Genomic DNA, 20,064 nt, shown 5'->3' with positions numbered 1-20,064 from the left:
GATGGCGATCCGTTGAGTGTGACCTCCGCCAGTGCCGCAAATGGCAGCGTGGTGATCAACGCCAATGGCACGATCACCTACATACCTGCGGCGAACTTCAACGGCACCGATGTCATTTTCTACACGGTCTCCGATGGCCAAGGCGGCACATCGACCGCCAGCGTTACTGTAACCGTCACTGCGGGCAACGACGCCCCGGTTACCGATGGTTTGCCGCCGCGAAGCAATGAAGATGGAGAAACCATATCCTTGCCGGCTGGTCCCGCGTTCAGCGATCTGGACGGCGACACGCTGAGCTTTACCGCCACAGGCCTGCCGCCGGGGCTATCGATTGATCCGGCAACCGGCCTAATATCCGGTACGCTTCCCTCCGGGGCGAGCGCCATTAACGGCGGGCTCTACACCGTGGTCGTCACTGCGGCCGATGGCCAGGGCGGCACAGTTTCCGCCAGCTTCAGCTGGACCGTGGGCAACCCCGGCCCAAGCGCGACGAACGATGCGGTAACGACCGGGGAAGATACCGCCGTCACCATTCCCGTCCTTGTAAATGACGTGGATCCCGACGGCGACACGTTGAGTGTCATTGCGGCCTCCGCATCGAATGGGTCGGTGACTGTCAATCCAGACGGGACGATCACGTACACACCCGCCGCCAATTTCAACGGTGTGGATACCATCACCTACACCATCTCGGACGGCCAGGGCGGCCTTTCTACCGCGGCGGTGACGGTAACGGTAACGGCGATGAACGATGCGCCCATCGCCGATCCGCTGCCTGCCCGGTCGGGCAGCGACGGCGAAAGCGTGACCTTCGACACCTCAGCATCATTCACCGATCTTGAAGGCGATGTCCTGACATTTACCGCCGCCGGCCTCCCGGCGGGTCTTTCGATCGATCCTGTGACGGGCATCATCTCGGGCACCATCGATCGTTCCGCCAGCCAGGTGGCCGGCGGCATTTATTCTGTGACAGTGACCGCCAGCGATGGTCACGGCGGCACTGCCTCGACCAACTTTACCTGGTCGGTCACCAACCCAGCGCCGATCGCGATCGATGATACCGTCACGACCACAGAGGATGGTCCGGTCACCGTCGCTGTGCTGACCAACGACAGCGATCCTGATGGTGATCCGCTCACGATCATTTCGGCATCGGCCGCAAACGGTTCGGTGGTGATCAATCCGGACGGCACGCTGACCTATATCCCTGGCCCGAATTTCAACGGCACTGACGTCGTTACCTACACGATCTCGGATGGGCAGCAGGGCAGCGCCACCGCAACCGGAACGCTGACCATCATTGCGGTTAATGATGGCCCCACACCGGTTGGAACACTGCCCGGCAGATCCAGCAGTGATGGTGCCACCGTTTCGATCGACACGGCCAGCGGCTTTGCCGATATCGACGATCCAGCACTGACCTATAGCGCGACCGGCCTCCCCGCCGGCTTGTCCATCGATCCGGCCACTGGCATCATCACCGGCAGGATTGCGGGCGATGCAAGTATGATGATGGGCGGCATCTATACCGTCACCGTGACCGCCACCGATCCGTCCGGCGAGACCGCGACCCAGACGTTCAACTGGACCGTATCCAACCCCGCTCCGGTCGCTGTGAACGACACTGCAACGACGATCGAGGATACACCGGTCACGATCGCCGTGCTGTCAAATGACGTCGATGCGGATGGCGATCCGCTGACGGTGACCGCGGCCAGTGCGTTGCACGGCACGATCCAGATTCGACCGGACGGCACGTTGACCTATACGCCGGATCCGGATTTCAACGGCGTCGATACGATCAGCTATACCATTACCGACGACCAGGGTGGCTTTTCCACTGCGACCGTTACCGTCACGGTTAACCCGGCGAATGATGCGCCAGAATCGAACGGATTGCCGCCGCGCATCGATGCGGACGGACACAATGTCACATTTGATGCGTCCTCCGCCTTCAGCGATCGTGACGGCGACACGCTGAGCTATTCAGCTGTTGGCCTGCCCGCCGGAATGACGATTGACCCTGTGACGGGCGCCATCTCCGGAACAATTGCAGCTAACGCCAGTGCCGTCACAGGTGGCAATTATACTGTAACGGTTACCGCCTCCGACGGTGCTGGCGGCGCAGTTTCGGCCACCTTCGTCTGGACAATTACCAACCCCGCCCCCACCGCGGTTAACGACATCGTGTCGACCGGTGAAGACACGCCGGTGATCATCGCTGTCCTCGCCAATGATACCGATCCCGATGCCGACAACCTCTCCGTAACCGCGGCGACGGCATCCCATGGCTCGGTCGTGATCAATCCCGACGGCACGATCACCTATACGCCGAACGCAAACTTCGCCGGTAGCGATACAATCACCTACACCATCTCAGATGGCCAAGGTGGCTTCGCGAACGCGACAGTGGATGTCACCATTACTCCGGTGAATGATGCGCCGACCACCACCGGCCTGCCGTCACGCACGGATTCCAACTCGGAAGTCGTCTCCATTCCGCTTGGTCCGGTATTTTCGGATATCGAGGGCGACAGCCTCACTTTCACGGCCATCGGACTGCCCGGCGGACTTTCGATCGATCCGGCGACAGGCACCATCTCGGGCACGATCGCGCCGAATGCCAGTACGATCAACGGTGGCATCTACACCGTCACGGTCACCGCGTCGGACGGCAACGGAGGAACCATCGCCTCCACATTCACATGGACCATCAACAACATCCCGCCGATCGCATTCGACGACACCGCAACGACGCCGGAAGATACCCCCGTTACGATCAATATTCTGGCGAACGACATCGATCCCGATGGCGATCCGGCAACGCCGATCGGGGTCACGATCGATGGCACGACGCACGGCGTTTCGGTGCTGAACGCAGACGGCACGATCACCTTCACGCCCGATCCCGACTTCTCCGGTACAGCGACGATCTCTTACACGATCGCTGACGGAAACGGTGGTTTCTCCTCGGCGACGGTCGTGATTACGGTCACGCCAGGTAATGACGCTCCGACGACCACGGGCCTGCCGCCACGTATCGACTCCGATGGCGCGCCGGTCACACTCTCCGTTGCCGACGCCTTCGCCGATCCCGATGGCGACACCTTGTCCTACACGATTACGGGGCTGCCGCCGGGGCTGACCTTCGATGCTGCGACGGGCACGATCTCAGGCACGATCGGGGCCGGCGCGAGTGCCACCAATGGAGGAATCTACACTGTCACGCTGACTGCCAGTGACGGTAAAGGCGGTACCATTTCAACGAACTTCGATTGGCAGGTGGTCAACCCTGCTCCTGTCGCCGAGAATGACAACGCGACCACCGTCGAAGACACACCAGTGGTCATCGCGGTACTCGGCAACGACGTCGATCCCGACGGTGATGTCCTTACGGTCACCAACGCCAGCGCCGCGCACGGATCAGTAACCATCAATGCCGACGGCACGCTGACCTATTTGCCCGCCGCTGATTTCACCGGCACCGACACGATCACCTATGCGGTTACCGACGGGCAGGGCGGCCAATCCACCGCCTCGGTCACGGTCACTGTCGTTGGTGGAAACGATAGCCCGGTCGCGCAGCCCTTGGGTGACCGCAACGCTGATGATGGAGAAGCGATAAGCCTGCCGGTCGCCGGGGCATTCTCCGATCCGGACGGTGACACGCTGACCTTCACCGCGACAGGTCTGCCCGCAGGACTGACCATCGATCCGGCCACCGGGGTAATTTCGGGCACGATCGATGCCGGTGCCAGTGCGTTGAATGGCGGCGTTTACAGCGTTGTGGTTACTGCGACCGATCCCGGCGGGGCAAGCGTTTCGACGAGCTTTACTTGGGCGGTTGCAAACCCGGCGCCGGTTGCCGTCAATGATACCGCCTCAGCAGCGGAAGGTGTGCCCACCACCATTGCGGTTCTGGCGAACGATATCGATCCTGACGGCGATCCGCTGACGGTAATTTCCGTAAGCGCCGCCAATGGATCGGTCGTGATCAATCCGGACGGCACCATTACCTATCAACCCAATGGCGATTTCAGCGGCACGGATATCGTCAGCTACACAATCTCCGACGGCAATGGCGGTTTCTCCTCTGCCTCGGTCACGGTCACGGTCGCGGGCACCAACGATTCGCCCGAGGTTGTCGACCTGCCATCGCGCTCGGCTCCCGATGGCGGCGTGGTCAACGTCAATCTGGCTCCATCCTTCTCCGATCCCGACGGCGACAGCCTCAGCTACACTGCCACGGGGCTTCCACCTGGGCTGACCATCGATCCGGCAACGGGTGTCGTGACGGGAACGATCGCGGCCAATGCCAGTACCCTCAGCGGCGGACGCTATGCCGTCACGATCACTGCATCCGATGGCAATGGCGGGAGCGTGTCGTCGACCTTCACTTGGTCGATATCCAACCCGCCGCCGCTTGCCGTCAATGATACGGCGACCACGGTTGAAGATGCTCCCGTGACGATCGCGGTTCTCGGAAATGACAGCGACCCCGATGGCGATGCACTTTCCGTGACTGCCGCAAGCGCGCCGCACGGTGCAGTAACGATCAATTCGGACGGAACTCTCACCTACACGCCGGACGCTGATTTTACCGGCACCGATACGATCACTTACAGCATCTCGGATGGCCAGGGGGGCACCTCCACCGCGACCGTAACGGTCGTCGTCGCCGGTTCAAACGATGCGCCGGTGACCGGGGGACTGCCATCGCTTGCGGACAGCGACGGCGAAGTGGTAGCGGTTGCCGTTGCGCCGGCGTTCAGCGATCCGGATGGCGACCCTCTGTCATTCTCCGCAACCGGCTTGCCGCAGGGACTTGTCATCGACGCGCAGACGGGCGTGATTTCCGGCACGATTGCTGGCGGCGCCAGCGCGATCGGCGGCGGATCTTATACCGTAACGGTGACGGCAACCGACCCGGCCGGGGGCAGCGTGTCCACCAGCTTCACCTGGACAATCGCGAATGTGCCGGTCACCGCCGTGAACGACGCGGCATCGACCAGCGAAAATGTGCCGGTGACGATCCCTGTCTTGGCCAATGACATCGATCCGGATGGCGATACGCTGACGGTGATCGGCGCCAGTGCGGGCAATGGTGTGGTGACGATCAATCCCGACGGCACGCTCACCTATACGCCGGATTCGGGCTTTAACGGCACCGACACCATTACCTATACGGTTTCGGATGGTCAGGGCGGGAGCTCGACGGCGGTCGTCAATATCACCGTCGGCGATGTGAACGACGCGCCAGTGACCTCCGGCTTGCCAGCGCGAAGCGATGCGGACGGCGGCGTGGTTTCGCTTCCGGTTGGGCCGGCATTTTCCGATCCCGATGGCGATCCGTTGACGTTCACTGCAACGGGCTTGCCATCCGGGCTCTCCATCGATCCCGCCACAGGCACGATCACGGGTACGATTGCCGCGAACGCGAGCACCGTAAATGGGGGCGTCTATACCGTTACCGTCACCGCACAGGATCCGCTCGGCGCTACCGTATCCACCAGTTTCGTCTGGTCTATCGGCAACCCTGTCCCGACCGCGGTAAACGATACGGCGTCGACCAATGAGGACACACCGGTCACGGTAGCCGTGCTCACGAACGATGCTGATCCTGACGGCGATCCGCTCACAGTTACGGCCGCCAGTGCTGCCAATGGGACAGTGGCGATCAATGCCGACGGCACGATCACTTATATGCCGACGGCGAACTTCAACGGCACGGACACGATCACTTACACCATCTCGGATGGCCAGGGCGGCACCTCCACCGCCACCGTGACGGTGACCGTCGCGGCAGTGAACGATGCGCCGGTGGCGGTGAACGACACGGCGTCGACCAATGAGGATACGCCGGTCACCGTCGCAGTGCTCACCAACGATGCTGATCCTGACGGCGATCCGCTCACGGTCACGGCGGCCAGCGCCACCAGTGGGACGGTGGCGATCAATGACGACGGCACGATCACTTACACGCCGGCTGCCAATTTCAACGGCAGCGACACAATCACCTACACCATCTCCGATGGTCACGGCGGCACGTCGACCGCCACCGTGACGGTGACCGTCGCGGCGGTAAATGACGCACCGGTGGCGGTGAACGACACAGCATCGACCAGCGAGGATACGCCGGTCACGGTGGCAGTGCTCGCCAATGATAGCGATGCTGATGGTGACCCACTCACTGTGACGGCGGCGAGTGCGGCCAATGGGACAGTGGCGATCAACGCCGACGGCACGATTACCTACACACCGGTCGCCAATTTCAGCGGCAGCGACACAATCACCTATAGCATCTCCGATGGTCACGGCGGCACATCGACCGCGACCGTAACGGTCACCGTTGCGGCAGTGAACGATGCACCGGTGGCGGTGAACGACGCCGCCTCGACCAATGAGGATACGCCGGTCACGGTGGCGGTGCTCACCAACGATGGCGATCCTGACGGCGATCCGCTCACGGTCACGGCGGCGAGTGCGGCCAATGGGACAGTGGTGATCAATGCCGACGGGACGATCACTTACACGCCAGCCGCCAACTTCAACGGTACGGACACGATCACCTACACCATCTCCGATGGTCACGGTGGCACATCGACCGCGACGGTGACGGTAAGCGTTGCGGCAGTGAACGATGCACCGGTGGCGGTGAACGACACGGCGTCGACCAAAGAGGATACGCCGGTCACGGTCGCAGTGCTCACCAACGACAGCGACCCAGATGGTGATCCGCTCACGGTCACCGCAGCCAGTGCTGCCAATGGGACGGTGGCGATCAATGCCGATGGCACGATCACCTACACACCGGCCGCCAACTTCAACGGCACCGACACGATCACCTACACCATCTCGGATGGTCATGGCGGGACCTCGACCGCAACCGTGACGGTGGCCGTCGCGGCGGTGAATGACGCGCCGGTGGCGGGGAACGACACGGCCTCGACCAATGAGGATACACCGGTCACGGTGGCCGTGCTCACCAATGACAGTGATCCCGATGGCGATCCGCTCACGGTCACGACGGCGAGCGCCGCCAACGGGACGGTGGTGATCAATGTCGATGGCACGATCACTTACACGCCGGCCGCCAACTTCAACGGCACGGATACGATCACCTACACCATCTCGGATGGTCATGGCGGCACGTCGACCGCGACCGTGACGGTCGCCGTCGCGGCGGTGGAAGATGCGCCGGTAGCGGTGAACGACACAGCCTCGACCAATGAGGACACGCCGGTCACGGTGGCCGTGCTCAGCAATGACAGCGATCCCGATGGCGATCCGCTCACGGTCACGACGGCCAGTGCCGCAAACGGGTCGGTGGTGATCAACGCCGATGGCACGATCACTTACACGCCGGCCGCCAACTTCAACGGCACGGACACGATCACCTACACCATCTCCGATGGTCATGGCGGCACCTCGACCGCGACCGTGACGGTGACCGTCGCGGCAGTGACTGAAGCGCCAGTAGCCGTGAACGATACGGCCTCAACCAATGAGGACACGCCGGTCACGGTGGCCGTGCTCACCAATGATAGTGATCCTGACGGTGACCCGCTCACGGTCACGACAGCCAGCGCCGCCAATGGAACGGTGGTGATCAATGCCGACGGCACGATCACTTACACGCCGGCCGCCAACTTCAACGGCACCGATACGATCACTTACACCATCTCGGATGGCCAGGGCGGCACCGCGACCGCGACCGTGACGGTGACCGTCGCCTCCGTAAATGACGCGCCGGTCGATACGGGCGAAAGCATCGATACGATCGTCGGCCAGCTAGTGACGGTTGACGTGCTGGGCAATGCCTCCGATCCCGATGGCGATCCGCTGAGCGTGACCGGGGCGACAGTGTCCAACGGTACGGTGACGATCAATCCCGACGGCACGCTGACTTATGTTCCCGCGCCGGGTTTTGCCGGAACGACGACACTGACCTATATCGTGTCGGACGGGCGGGGCGGCACGGTAACATCGACCGTGACGATCACGGTTCGCGCCGAGAGTGCTGTCAATATCGGCCAGCTGCTTGAATTCGGGCAGATGCGCTTCCCCGATGGACAGGCTCCGGAGGCCTATAGGGATTTCAATCCGACCTTCATCGCGGCGGACCCCATCGTCCTGAACACCGTAAACGGTATCGACTCTCTGAACGGCACGACCTCGCTCGACATCGACCGGCCGATCATCGCTGCGGTGAATGGCATCGCGCCGCTTAACGGTATCGGCACCTTTGACATTGACGGCAGTCCGGTGAGCGAGGAGGTCGCGCGCCTCAATCGCGTCACCGACTTGCGGTTTGGCCTGGACCGGCTGTTCGACCGGCGGTTCGGCGACTTTACCGTGGAACCGCTTACCGGCTTCTCGGTGCGTGCAACCGACGGCGACCAGGTGATGCTCGAATCGGTGGTTCGCGACAGGACGATCTATCTCGAAATTCGCGATATCGGGTATGCGGATTCGGACCGCTTTGTCGAGCATCAGGTCAGGATGGCCGATGGTCGCGCGCTGCCCGGCTGGATCCATTTCGACAGTCGCGGCCTCGCGATCATCGAGCGGCCGGTGGACGTCGAGGTGATACGGTTGATCGTCCGTTCGATCCGCGAAGACGGCAGTCATGTCGACACGCCGGTGATCATCCAGGGGGCGACCGGCGAAATCCAGATCGATCATAGCGCTGACCGCCCGCAGGGGCAGGCGTCGGGCCTCGACGCTGCGGCGATGGCGACGGCGAGCCGGGCGGATATGGAGGCGGCACGTATCGCCGCTGCCTTCCACTGAGCGATGACAAGTACAATAGATAAAAGGGGAATCCGCACCATGACGTTCAGGAAAACGATCGGCCTATCCGCCGCTGCCCTGCTCGCCGGCTGCACCGTCACGCCACAGCCATTCACGCCATCGGACATGTCTGCCCGTGCAGCCCGAAACGTGGCGGCGGTCACTGTCGATCAGGAACCAGTCACTGGACAAATCAGCCTGTATGAAGCGATGGCCCGGGCACTGAAATATAATCTCGATTACAAGGTCGAGATGATGGAGGAGGCGCTTAAGGCACGCGAACTCGATCTGACCCGCTATGACATGCTGCCCCAGCTCGTCGCGACCGGGGGCTATGCCGGGCGTAACAGCTTTTCCGGCGCCCGGTCATATTCGCTGTTGTCGGGTCGCCAGTCGCTGGAGCCATCGACCTCAAGCGAGAAGGACGTTTTCACCGCTGATCTCACGCTCAGCTGGGACGTCCTCGATTTCGGCCTTTCATATGTCCGCGCCAAGCAGAAGGCGGACGAAGTGCTGATCGCGATGGAGCGCCGCCGCAAGGTCTCCAACCGGATCATCGAGGACGTGCGCGTGTCCTATTGGCGGGCGGTGAGCGCCGAGCGCCTGATCACCAAATTGCAGCAGCTCGAAACCAGCGTGTCATCGACCTTGTCGAATTCCGAACGTTTGTCCGAACGCCGCCTGTCCGCGCCCCTGACGGCGCTCACCTATCAACGCGAGCTGATCGACATACAGGCGGAGATCCGTCGCCTGCAGCGTGAACTGGTGGTCGCCAAGGCTCAGCTTGCCGCGCTGATGAATCTCCAGCCGGGTACCGCATTCACGTTGCAGTTGCCGGAACGATCCCAGAAATCGCCCAAGATTGCTCTCGCCAATGAGGAGATGGTGATGATCGCGCTGCGCAACCGGGCGGAGTTGCGCGAAGTGTCCTATCGCGACCGGATCAACAAGCGTGAACTCGACGCTGCGTTGTTGAGCATGCTCCCCAGCTTCAAGGCGATCCTTGGCGTCAATGTCGATTCCAATGCATTCCTCTATAATAATGACTGGGTGAATTATGGCGCCCGGGCCAGCTTCAACCTGCTCAACGTGTTCCGCTATCCGGCGCAAAAGCGCGCAGTGCATGCGCAGGCAGACCTGATCCATCAGCGCGAACTCGCCCTGACCATGGCCGTCATGACTCAGATATATGTGTCCCAGGCCCGTTATGGCCATCTGACTGCCGAGCTCGAAACGGCATCCCGGCAGAACAAGGTGCAGGACAAGATCCTGTATCAGATTCGCTCAGGCAACAGTGTCGGCGCGATCAGCCAGCAGACTCTGCTCCGCGAGGAAATGAACACGCTGGTCAGCGAAGTGAAATATGACCTCGCCTACGCTGAGGTGCAGAACGCCTATGCCAATCTCTTCGCGGCAATGGGGGTCGATCATTTCAGCCCGGATATCACTGGGCGCGAGAGCTTGGCGGCGCTGTCTCAATCGCTCGCCACCATGTGGGCAGACCGCGAAACCGCGTTGAAGCTGGATTGAGCGGGGTGGACGAACAGCACGATCCCGAAATGCCCCCCCGGCCATCGCACAGGGGCAAGATCGGCCTGGGCATCCTCGCCCTGGTCGTGGTCGGCATTTCGGTCGCCATGGCGTCTGGTGGGCGTGATACGCTCTGGTCTGACGAGGGGGGCGGGCCACCGCCCACCGCGGTCAAGCCAGTGGCGGCGGTCGCGGCCAAGCCGGCTGCAAAGCCTGCCCAGGCGGAAGGCGATATACGCGGCGTCATCCAGTCGCAGTCCGAGGCGGTGATCTCCTCGCGAGTCACGGCGCGGATCACCGCAATGCCGTTCAAGTCGGGCGAACGCTTTACCCACGGAGCCATGCTCGCCCGCTTCGATTGCGCCCAGACGCGCGCGCAGCTCACCGCGGCCAACGCTGCCACCTCTGCCTATCGCAAGACCTATGAGACCAATGCCGAACTCGACGCTTATCAGGCGGTTGGAAAGAACGAGGTCGAGATCGCGAAAGCCAATGTCGACAAGGCCTCGGCCGAGGCCAATGCGATTTCGGCGCAGCTGGTCGATTGCGCAATCTTTGCGCCATTTTCCGGCATGGTGGTCGAACAGATCGCGCATCCCCATGAAGTGGCGGCGAGCGGGCAGCCGCTGATGAAAATACAGAACAGCACCGCGCTCGAAGTGCAGTTGATCGTCCCAAGTCGCTGGCTGACCTGGTTGAAGCCCGGCACGCCCTTCACCTTCAAGGTCGATGAAACGGGTTCGGAGCTGACGGCCAGAGTGACGCGTCTTGGCGCAGCGGTCGATCCGGTCAGCAAGACATTGCGGGTCGTTGGGTCGATCCAGACGACATCGGGCGTCGTCTTGCCGGGGATGAGCGGATCGGCGCGTTTTGCCGAACCAGTGGCACAAGATGGCGTCAAAGGCTGACCCCGGCGGCCGCCCGGCCGTCATCCCGCGCGCCGTACCACCCGATCAGGCGAGCCTTATTGCACTGCTTCAGCTCGAAGCCGATCTGCGGCGACAGGCGAGCGAGATGGAGCTGGTCTATTTCCTCGCCAATGAAAGCCGGCGGCTGTTCGACTATGGCCAGATGTTCGTCCTGCGGCTGTCGCGTCTGGGCGACAGCTTCCGGATCATCGCTGCCTCCAGCCTTGCCACGATCGATCGCAATGCACCCCTGGTTCGAGCGATCGAGGCCAGCGTCGCCGCAATCAAGCGCGAACGCGGCCTCGACGACGCGCTGGAGTTCGATGCCCGTGCCTATGATGGCGAAGACGTGCTCGGCGAATATCCGTTCGAAAGCTGGAACTGGCAACCCTTGCGCGATGCAAAAGGGCAACCTTTTGCGGGGCTGCTGGTGGCTCGGGATACGTCGCTGCGCGAAGCGGAACGGTTCCGGCTGGACCGGCTGGCGGAGACTTCAGCACATGCCTGGCGCGCATTGTCCGGGCCCGAACCTGTCAGGCGGGTACCCCGGCTGGACAAGCGCCAGCGTATCGCCATCGGAGTCGTTCTGCTGATCGCAGCGCTGTTGCCGACCCGAATGAGTGCGCTGGCGCCAGTCGAAACGGTCGCGGCGCGGCCCTTCACGGTCAGCGCGCCATTCTCCGGCGTGATATCGACGATCGAAGTGCCGCCCAATGGCCGGGTGCGCGCCGGCCAGCCGCTGGTCCGCTTCGACGACGTCAAGATGCGCAACGAGCTGACCCTCGCCACTGAAAGGCTGTCCGTTGCGCGTGCGCGGCTCGAGCGCGCATCCAGCGCTGCCTTTGGCAAGGCGGAGGAGGCGCGCGAGATTGCGATCATGCGTGCCGAGCTGGATCTGGCGCAAGCCGAGCATGACTACGCCCAGGATATGCTGAGCAAGACCACGCTGGTCGCGCCGCGCGACGGCATCGCGCTGTATTCCGACCGGCGCGACTATGAAGGGCGCGCCATGAATGTCGGCGACCCGATCATCCGCGTCGCCGATCCGAAATCAGTGCGGTTTCGCATCGACCTGCCGGCGAGCGAGCAGATGTCGTTATCGCCGGGCTCGCCCGTGGAGGTCTGGCTGGACAGCCAGCCGCTCTGGTCGATCGATGCGCGGCTGGAACAGGCCAGCTTTTCGGCGCGCAAAACGCCGGAGGGGGTGATGGCCTTCGCCCTCGTTGCCACCCCGATCCGGCAGCGGCCGGATATCGGCGCGCGGGGTACGGCGCGGGTGCATGGCCATTGGGTGCCGATGATCTACGCGCTCCTCAAACGCCCGATCAGCGCGCTGCGCCAGAGGATCGGATATTAGCGGCATGCTCGAAATCCAGACGGAGCCGCCGCTGCCGCCGCTTCGTCAGGAGTTGCGGATGGAACCTGGTGCGCCGCTGGTCAATGGCGCGCCGAGCTGGACCATCTTCGATCCGATCCGACACTTGTTCTACCAGATCGGCGAGCTCGAAATGCGTATCTTGTCGCTCTGGCCGGGCCGCACGGTATCGGCGGTGAGCGGTGCGCTCGTCCAGGACGGCTATGACGAGGCGAGCAGCAACGCTGCAATCGGGCGGATGATCGAATTCTGTTTCACCAACAGCCTGACGCGGTCGCCACCGGGTGAGGCGGTCAAGGCGCTGATGGAACGCCGCAACGCGACCAAGCGGGAATGGTGGCGCTGGATGCTCGACAATTACCTCTTCATCCGCGTCCCGCTCGTCCGCCCGGCAAAGTTTCTCGAACGTACCCTGACGCGGGTCGCGCCGCTCTGGTCGCCGTTCGCCTTGATCTTCTTCGCGATCTGCGCGCTCACCGGGCTCGTGCTCGTCGCAAGGCAATGGGACGTGTTCGTCCAGTATTTCCTCTATTTCTTCAGCGTCGAAGGGGCGATCGCTTATGCCCTCGCACTGACCCTGGTGAAGATCGCCCATGAGCTCGGCCACGCCTATACGGCGACGCGCTTTGGATGCCGCGTGCCGACCATGGGCGTGAGCTTCCTCGTCATGATGCCCGTGCTGTACACCGACACGACCGCCGCGTGGCGGCTACGATCGCGGCGTGAGCGCCTGCTGATCGATTGCGCCGGCGTCGCGGCGGAGCTGATGATCGCGTCGATCGCGACGCTGCTGTGGGTTTTCCTGCCCGACGGCGTGGTCCGCAGTGTCGCTTATGTGCTCGCGACGACGGGCTGGGTCACCAGCCTGGTGCTGAACCTCAATCCTCTCATGCGGTTCGACGGCTATTATTTACTGTCGGACTGGCTCGGCGTGCCCAATCTTCAGCCTCGTGCTTTCGCGATCGGCCGCTGGTGGGTGCGCGAGAAGCTCTTCGCGCTCGGCGAAGCGCCCCCGGAGCAGATGCCGTCGCGGTTGCGCGCCTATCTGATTGTCTATGTGTTCGTGAACTGGGTGTACCGTTTCATGCTCTATCTGGGCATCGCGCTGCTGGTATATCACATGTTCTTCAAGGCGCTGGGCATTCTGCTGTTCGCGGTCGAGATGACGGTATTCATCATCAGGCCGATATGGGGCGAACTGCGTGCCTGGCGCGAGCGCGGACCTGCCATCGCCAAATCCGGTCGCTACCGGATCTGGCTTTGGGGGCTGGGGGTGGTCGCGCTGTTGCTGGTCCTGCCGCTCGATCGCCACATCGATGCGCCGGCCGTGCTCGTGCCGATCGGCGATGCGCCGCTCGTCGCCGGTGAAGCGGCCCGGATCGAGACAATCCACATACGCAATGGACAGACCGTCGCAGCAGGTGCCCCAATCGCGACATTGGTCGCGCCGGAAATCGAGCGGCTGATCGCGCAACACCGCGTGACGTTGGTCCGGATAGAGGCACAACTCGGCCGTTCCGCCGCCGATGCGGAAGATCGTTCGAACCGCACCATCCTGGAGAGCGAGCAGCTTGCCGAACGCGATGCGCTACGCGGCCTGGAGGCGCGACGCGAACGTCTGGTGCTGCGCGCGCCCATCGCCGGACGGATCGTCGATCTCGACCCCGATACCCATGCCGGGCGCTGGCTGAACGGCAGCGAGGTCATTGCCCGCATCATCACGCCGGGCCGTTACGATGTGCAGGCCTATGTTGCCGAGAACGACGCCTGGCGGATAGAAGCTGGCGCGCAGGGCCGGTTCGTGCCGAAAGACGCCGGGCAATCGTCACGCCGGGTGCGGCTGGTCGAACGGGCGGGCAGCGCGACCGGGACAATCGACATACCAATTCTGGCGTCGACCCAGGGCGGCCCGATCGCCGTCGCCGAGGAACCCGGCGGACGATTGAAGCCGCGCCACACCCTCTACCGGACGCGATTGGTGGCGGAAAGCGGCGGCCCTCAGGATGCGGTCGATCAGATCGTCCCGGGCGACGTCGTGATCGCGGCAAGACCTGAAAGCGTGGTGGCGCAAATCGTGCGGTGGAGCGGCCGCATCTATGCACGGGAAGCGTCGCTGTCGGATTAGCCTTGTTCCGGGATGACTGAATCGAGAGAACCCGCTGCCCCGCCGGGCATCGGGCGCTACCCCGGTCTGTCAGGAAAAAAGGGGTGGTCGACGGCTGGCCCAGGGGCGTGCCCGTTCCAGCTCGAAGGCCAGCTCGAACAAGATACGTTCCTGACCGCGACGTGCGGCGAATTGCATGCCCACTGGCAAGCCGTCCCGCGTCCAATGCAGCGGAACGCTCATCGCGGGTGCCCCCACCACATTGTGAACCGCGGTATAGTCGGCATATTTGCTGCAACGATCGAACGCGACCTCGAGCGGCAGCTCTCCATTTATCTCGCCGATCGCGACCGGAGGGGTGAGCAGTACCGGGGACAGGATCACGTCATATTTGTCGAACCAGCCATCATAGGCTGCGGTCACCGCCTCAAACTGTTTGAGCGTCGCCGCAATCTCTTCGGGTGAAAGTTTCGCGGCAAGTGCTGCCATTGCCAAAGTGAGGGGCTCGAACTGCGACGCGTCGGGCGCGCGACCCGTCAGCGCCTGGAACAATTTCGTCACCTCAAGTGCCGCCATGCTCCACAGCGCGCCGAAGCCGCGGGAGAATGCGGCGCCATCGAATGGCCATGCCGTCGAGTCGACCTTGTGACCCAGGGTTTCGAGCAACGCCGTGGTAGTCGCAACGCCCGCTTTGACCTCGCTGTCCGGCGTGTGGCCGGACAGGCTGTTCAGCACCACCCCGACGCGGAGCCGGCGCTTGGACGGTGCGCTGACCACTCCGACCGGCTCGAGCGTGGCGCCCGTGCCGGTCCGTTCGGTCAAGGCAAATAATGTCGCCGAGTCCCGCACACTTCGGCACACGGCGTGTTCGACCGTTACGTCCAGCTTTCCTGCCTTGGGTTGATCCCCGACCATGCGGCCACGCGACGGTTTGAGACCAAACAGGCCGCACGCTGAGGCGGGAATGCGGATCGACCCGCCGCCATCGGCGGCGTCTGCCATGGGAACCACGCCAGCCGCCACGGCTGCGGCGGATCCACCTGAGGATCCCCCTGTCGAACGCCCCGGATTCCATGGACTGCGCGTCGGCCCAAAGGCGAGCGGCTCGACCGTCGGCAGGAAGCCGAATTCGCCCAGGGCCGACTTGCCAATCGAGATCAGTCCGGCTGATTCCAGCGTGTTCATCATGACGCCCTGGCTGGCGGCCGGCGGGAGCGGCTTGGTCGCGCGTGAGCCGTAGCGGGTGGTGGCGCCGATCGTGTCGTACATATCCTTGATGAGATAGGGCACGCCGGCGAAAGGCCCGGTCAACGGCATGGTCTTGGCCCGGTCGCGTGCGCGCTCGAACGTCGGCGTGACGAGGAAGTTGAGCTTGCTCTGAATCGCCTCGGCGCGGGTGATCGCCTGATCGATCACTTCCAGTGCAGTGACATCCTTGCGCCGGATCATCGCCGCGATCTCGGTCGCGTCCGGTGTAGCAGCCTTGCCGGGCTTGCCGGCAGAAACTGCCCTGGCTGCAACCGGTGAACCCAACGCGATGGCGCCAAGGCCGATACCGCGTTCGAGGAGTTTGCGGCGATCAATATCTCCGGACACAGTCTGCTCCATTGTCTTGCGATGAAGTTCCAGTGTCGCCAGTCTAGGGATAAAATGTACCTATGGCTATATAATAGTTATTGATACTGTTTTTTGCGCATATGTCTCAATTCTGAAGCCATATCGTCACGCCATTGACGTCAAATCGACCGCTGTGCGTCAAATGGCGCCGTCATAACGTTCACATCGAGACTGATCGGTTTCCAGATCAGCGGCACACGGGGAAATCGACATGAAGATCAAGCTTACGCTGCGGGCAACCGCGGCTCTTTTTGCCATGGCCGTTGCAGGCGCAGGCAGTGCGCAGGCGCAAGCTTCCGCGGACGGGGCGAGCAGCGAGACGCAGGTTGAAAGCGCGGCGGAGTCGCAGGGAGACGAAGGCGACATCGTCGTGACCGGCCGGCTGGGCAACGAAGCGCAGAAAAAGGTGGAGGCGAGCTATTCGATCACCACGATCAGCGAGGCCGACATTCGCCAGCGCGCGATCGGCAATCTGGCCGAGGCGATGCAGCAGATTCCGGGCGTATGGGCGGATTCTTCCGCCGGCGTGACCGCCAACAATATCCGGGTGCGCGGCATTCCTCGCGGCGGTTATGAATCGCTCGCGGTTTATGAAGATGGCCTGCCGATCCAGCATGATCCGGGCATCAACTGGATCAACGTCGACCAGTTCCTGCGGATCGACGAAACCTATGCCGCGATCGAAGCGGTGCGCGGCGGACCATCATCGATCTTTGCCGCCAACGCCCCCGGCGGTCTGGTCAATTTCATTCCGCGCAAGGGGACGGCGGAACTCAGCGGCCTGGTGAAGCTCACCACCGCCGATTACGGCCAGATCCGCGGCGATGTCTGGATCGGCGGGCCGATCGCCGATGGATGGCGTTTCTCCGTGGGTGGTTTCTACAACAAGGACCAGGGCGTCCGCGATCCGGGACCGACCGCGAACCATGGCGGGCAGGGGCGGATCCTGATCTCCAAGGACTTTGCGCGCGGCCATCTGTCGTTCGGCGTGAAATATATGGAGGACAACAACTTCTTTTTCGATGCGACGCCCTTGGTCCGGAGCGGCAACAGCTTGCGCCCGCTCGCGCCGTTCAACGGCCATGACGATACACTGACCGGCTATGAGGACGGGCTGGTCCAGATCAAGACCCCGGCCGGAATTCGCAAGGCCGACTTCAACCAGTTCAACCAGTCGAGCGACCTGCAGTTCACGCTGAAGGGCGATGTCGAGCTCGGTGACGGCACCACGCTGAGCGGCGGGGTTCGCTATCGCGACAGTCATACCAACCGCAATGCGCGCGGGCTGAACAATCTGACGACGCAGGCACTACAGCTCGCGGCAGTACGGACGAATGCCCTGGCCGCATTCCCCGGTGCGACCGACGTCCGGTTCGTCTACTCGACCGACGGTGCCGCCTATCCCGCCAACGCCAATGGCAATGGACTGGTCGGCGTCAATACTTTCCAGTCGATCCAGAACCCGATCAAGGAGATGATAGGCCTGGTCGAGCTTGGCCATGTGTTCGAAACCGGAATCGGCCGGCACGATGTGAAGTTCGGCCTGTACGGTACATCGGCGGACTGGTCGCACGATCGCAACGATGGTGTCGGACTAACCGAAGTGGCGCCGAACGCGCGTCTGCTCGATATCGTCGCGGTCAATGCTGCCGGTCAGGTGGTCGGACGCGCGACCGATCGCGGCATATTGCGTTACGAAGCGCGGTTCGCGCATTCGTTCGGCGGTTATCAGGACATCGCCGCATATCTCTCGGACGAATGGCAGATCACGCCTAAGCTGCGCGTCGATGCGGGCCTTCGTTACGAGAAGATCTGGATCCACGGCTATAGCGAAGGCGTAGCCAGCTATAATCTCGGCGACCCGACGACACTGGCCGACAATAACGTTCTCTATGGTTCGGGCTTGTTCACCCGTTTCAAACCGGCCTTTGACGACAAGAGCTATACGATCGGGGTCAATTGGCAGTTCGTGCCCGACATGGGCGTGTTCGCCCGTTACACAAGCAGCTATCGCCTGCCGATGATCGGCCAATATCGCGACAATGTGCTGCCCCAGGGCATACGCAGCCAGTCGATCGATCAGGCGGAGGGCGGCGTGAAGTTTCAGCAACCCTGGGGCAGCCTTTATGCCACCGTCTTCTACAGCTCGTTCAAGGATGTGCAGTTCACCAACACCTATATCGATCCAAAGGATTTTCGGATTGTCCAGGAAATCAACTATGGCGACGTCCGCACGATCGGAGTCGAGCTTGAGGCGAACCTGAAGCCGGTGCCGTGGTTCGACGTCGCGGCAACGGCGACGTATCAGGACCCCAAATTCAAGAATTATACCTATAATACAATCGTGAGCGGGAAGCCTGTCGAAACGTCGTTCGACAACAACCGGCCCTCCTCGATGCCGAAGGTGATGGCGAGTGTTCGTCCACGCGTGACATTGTTCGACGGTCGCGTGCGCGTGCTGGGCGAATGGCGGTACGAGGGCGACAAATATAATGACGACGCCAATCTGGTGAAGCTGCCGGCTTTCTCGGTGTTCAACGCCAGTGCCGAGGTCGATGTCACCCGGCACGTGACGGTGCAGGTGAAGGGCACCAACCTGTCCAACAGCCTCGGCCTGGGCCAGGGCGGTAGTCAGCAGGCAGTGCCGGGGCAGGCCGATGGGCCGGTGATCCTGGCCCGTCCGATTTTTGGTCGCACGGTGCAGGGCTCGGTCCTGTTCCGGTTCTGATGGAGCTTCGCATGATCATGTGCATCGTTGCCCGGCGCAGCGCGGCTGGATGCGGTAATGCGGAGGTGAGGCGGTGAAATCGCTCGCCCTCGCGATTGTCGCGGTGATGCTTGTTGCGGCGGATCAGCCGCTCAAGCCCTATCTCGATGGGCAGCCTGTCCCGGATTTGATGCAGGTGCTCCCTGTGCCGCCAAAGCCCGGCTCGCCGCGCGCCGCCGACGATCGCGACACATTTCGTCAGACGCGCGCCGCGCAGGGGAGCGTGCGTTGGACATTGGCGACGCGTGACGTGACCGATGATCGCCTGACGGTCTTCAGCTGCGCCATGGGGATGAAGCTCGATGCCGTCAGCGCGCCGGCACTGACGCGGGTCTTCGAGCGTATGGGCGACGGTGGCATGGTCGGGCGCGCCAAGAGCGGCTTCGCCGTGCGGCGCCCCTATCTCGATGCGCCGGGCAAGATTTGCGAGCCCAAGACCGCACATCTTGCCGGCAATGGCGATTATCCATCGGGCCATACGTCCAGTGGCTGGTCGACCGCGCTGGTGCTGGCGGAGCTGGTGCCGGATCGCGCGACCGAAATCTTGCGCCGTGGCCGCATTTACGGCGAAAGCCGGTTCATTTGCGGCTCGCACAGCCGCAGCGCGGTGGAGGCCGGTTATATGGCCGGGGCGGCAATGGTGGCGAGGCTGCACGCGTCCGACGCGTTTCGGAAGGACATGGATACGGCGCGTGAGGAGATCGCGCAGCTGCGGCGGTCGGCACCGGCGCCCGAACAGGATCGCTGCCGACTTGAGGCGGCGGCAGACTGAAGACGCATAGCGGCTCTGGTCATGGGCGACGGTCTATAGCAGACGATAGCATTGAAGGATGGCGCCGGACTCGGGACTGTCCGATATTTTGTGCGCGAGGCCGTTCTCGTCATCAGATGACGAACCGCTCGCCGAAGATCACGGCGAACTGGGTCTTTGCCTCGGCCCACTCACGCGGTGGCCGTTTCCACTCCTGAG

At 62.7% G+C, this 20,064-nt stretch carries 8 protein-coding genes; 7 read left to right on the top strand and 1 reads right to left on the bottom strand.

Annotation, left to right across the window (positions count from 1 at the left end; genetic code table 11):
- The first annotated feature begins 12 nt into the window (after positions 1-12).
- From ACRECS_RS25935 to ACRECS_RS25915, 5 genes are read left to right on the top strand one after another with little or no spacing between them, the layout of a single operon-like run.
- Positions 13-8,793 (top strand): Ig-like domain-containing protein, encoded by an 8,781-nt coding sequence (locus tag ACRECS_RS25935; RefSeq protein WP_431585863.1) that lies wholly within the window; start codon positions 13-15, stop codon positions 8,791-8,793.
- A 39-nt stretch (positions 8,794-8,832) separates the two neighbouring features.
- Positions 8,833-10,323, top strand: coding sequence for a TolC family protein (locus ACRECS_RS25930; RefSeq protein WP_431585862.1), 1,491 nt, complete (start codon positions 8,833-8,835; stop codon positions 10,321-10,323).
- 5 nt (positions 10,324-10,328) lie between these two features.
- Positions 10,329-11,231 carry an efflux RND transporter periplasmic adaptor subunit gene (locus tag ACRECS_RS25925; protein WP_431585861.1) on the top strand — a complete coding sequence of 301 codons (903 nt, stop codon included), beginning with the start codon at positions 10,329-10,331 and terminating at the stop codon, positions 11,229-11,231.
- Complete coding sequence (locus tag ACRECS_RS25920; protein WP_431585860.1) at positions 11,215-12,588, top strand: efflux RND transporter periplasmic adaptor subunit; 1,374 nt, start codon at positions 11,215-11,217, stop codon at positions 12,586-12,588. The genes ACRECS_RS25925 and ACRECS_RS25920 overlap by 17 nt, the downstream gene beginning before the upstream one ends.
- A gap of 58 nt (positions 12,589-12,646) precedes the next feature.
- Positions 12,647-14,731: an HlyD family efflux transporter periplasmic adaptor subunit gene (locus tag ACRECS_RS25915; protein WP_431585859.1), complete on the top strand. Its 2,085-nt coding sequence runs from the start codon at positions 12,647-12,649 to the stop codon at positions 14,729-14,731.
- A gap of 69 nt (positions 14,732-14,800) precedes the next feature.
- Here the strand turns inward: ACRECS_RS25915 and ACRECS_RS25910 are convergent, their stop codons facing one another.
- Positions 14,801-16,306: an amidase gene (locus ACRECS_RS25910; protein ID WP_431585858.1), complete on the bottom strand. Its 1,506-nt coding sequence runs from the start codon at positions 16,304-16,306 to the stop codon at positions 14,801-14,803.
- A gap of 232 nt (positions 16,307-16,538) precedes the next feature.
- On the opposite strand from ACRECS_RS25910, the gene ACRECS_RS25905 reads away from it, so the two are divergent.
- Both ACRECS_RS25905 and ACRECS_RS25900 read left to right on the top strand, forming a co-directional pair.
- Positions 16,539-19,055: a TonB-dependent receptor gene (locus ACRECS_RS25905; RefSeq protein ID WP_431585857.1), complete on the top strand. Its 2,517-nt coding sequence runs from the start codon at positions 16,539-16,541 to the stop codon at positions 19,053-19,055.
- 73 nt (positions 19,056-19,128) lie between these two features.
- Positions 19,129-19,866 carry an acid phosphatase gene (locus ACRECS_RS25900; RefSeq protein WP_431585856.1) on the top strand — a complete coding sequence of 246 codons (738 nt, stop codon included), beginning with the start codon at positions 19,129-19,131 and terminating at the stop codon, positions 19,864-19,866.
- The last annotated feature ends 198 nt before the right edge of the window (positions 19,867-20,064 follow it).

Source organism: Sphingomonas sp. (assembly GCF_050725575.1).
In the GTDB taxonomy this organism is placed as follows: domain Bacteria; phylum Pseudomonadota; class Alphaproteobacteria; order Sphingomonadales; family Sphingomonadaceae; genus Sphingomonas.
The sequence above is the reverse complement of the archived record's forward strand: the minus strand, read 5'-3'. Positions and strand labels throughout refer to the sequence as shown.